The sequence below is a fragment of the Candidatus Magnetobacterium casense genome (genome assembly GCF_019173545.1).
Taxonomy (GTDB): Bacteria; Nitrospirota; Thermodesulfovibrionia; order Thermodesulfovibrionales; family Magnetobacteriaceae; genus Magnetobacterium; species Magnetobacterium cryptolimnobacter.
On record NZ_JABXWD010000617.1, the window covers coordinates 1 to 1557 of the forward strand.

General features: G+C 51.1%; 1 protein-coding gene. It reads right to left on the reverse strand.

Annotation, left to right across the window (positions count from 1 at the left end):
* Positions 1 to 732: 732 nt before the first annotated feature.
* Complete coding sequence (locus tag HWQ67_RS18145) at positions 733 to 996, reverse strand: hypothetical protein (protein ID WP_218254102.1); 264 nt, start codon at positions 994 to 996, stop codon at positions 733 to 735.
* Positions 997 to 1557 lie beyond the last annotated feature (561 nt).

Sequence of the window (1557 nt, forward strand, 5' to 3'; positions counted from 1 at the left end):
ACACCTACCATGCCCAAATCAGGATGGTAGGCTATGCACTCACTGTATGCTCGCAGATCAGGTAGTCTCATGGGTTTTCCTCCAACGGCAAGCAGGGTGTGCGGCGCAGTACAGAATGTGCCCAAGTACAGGCTTGATCTACTGTCCATGCCTGCGATATCCGTTGCGGATCAGCTAAGGTATATCCTTCCGGCGTATGCTCGGCGTCGCTGATGAGGATTTCACCGGTCTTGTAGTAGAGATAATATCGAGCATACGGATTACGACATTGCCCGACAAACCAAAGCTCGGCTTGTCGTCTCACTTGATCATGTAACCACTTGTCCGCTTGTTGTACTGTCATAACCTACCTCCTCTCATGGTGTGCTTTGCATCGCTTCCCACTTCCGCAAGTCCCGCGCCATGGCGGGACCTAGTAAATGGGAAGATCATCTCGTGGGCTTGTGTGTCCGCCAGTAGTCAAATCGGCAGGCAGCTAGAAAGCGCTCAACATCAAAGCGTTTGTTTGACTCTGCGCAAGCCGTAGCGACCGAATGTATAGCTGACAACCATACTTGGTGACAGTCTGCGTAAAGGGAGATATCCGGCTCACACATAGCCAATCTGTACGCTAACCGCTCAGAATGTTTTTTGCTCATCTCACTCCCCCTTTGCCCCTCGCGGGGGCGTTTCATGACGACCATGCCAAAAAGAAAAAGCCGGTAGCATACTCTGCTAACCGGCCTCAGTTGTTCACGCAACTACCGTCGGGTGGTACCGACGGCAATGCGCCTCAATCACTTCACATACCAGACTCTGAGTTATCGAGTCCGGGTCTTCCGTGGCGTCGGCCGCTTCAGCCAACGCCTTGGAGAAGTTCCTCCACCCGGTCTTCCCGGATGAAAGAACCGCTTCAGCCATCTTCTGGATGAGGGCCTTGTAATGACCCTCGGCGAGATTCATTCCATCGGCGGCCCATTGGGCCAGAGCCTTCCCGTTTACTTTGTTCTTTCTCATCCCATCCTCCTTTGCCCCCATCGGGGCGTCTCATGTTATTCCGTTCCATACAGGATCTTGCGAAAGGTACCCCTGCGATGGATTATCCATATACCACTTATATCTGGTCCCCATACACGATACAGACTCTCCCTTGCACCACGTATCCCATAAATGGGACCATGGCACAAAACCCTCGCCGCTCTACTCGCCCTACGATACTTGCCTGTACTCATGTCACTTCCTCCTTCTCTGTTATCCATATTGTTACCTCTACCATACCCTACCATGAGATGATGTCAAGAACTATCTGCACAATGCCCGAAAATAAATACAATTCAATAGTGTGACTTTTTGCAACACTCAACCCCCACTACACTACACCATATCCCCTAGACAAAACTGTCACCCGACTGGTACACTGTACATACACATGTACACCTAACAGAAAAGGATACAAACTATGAGAACAAAAACCATAAAACCACACTCCCCATACTCAGCCACCGCACTCGAACTGCTCACCTACGCCAACCTCACCATGAGCAAACACTGGGTCGCAACCCCAGTCAACATGGCCCT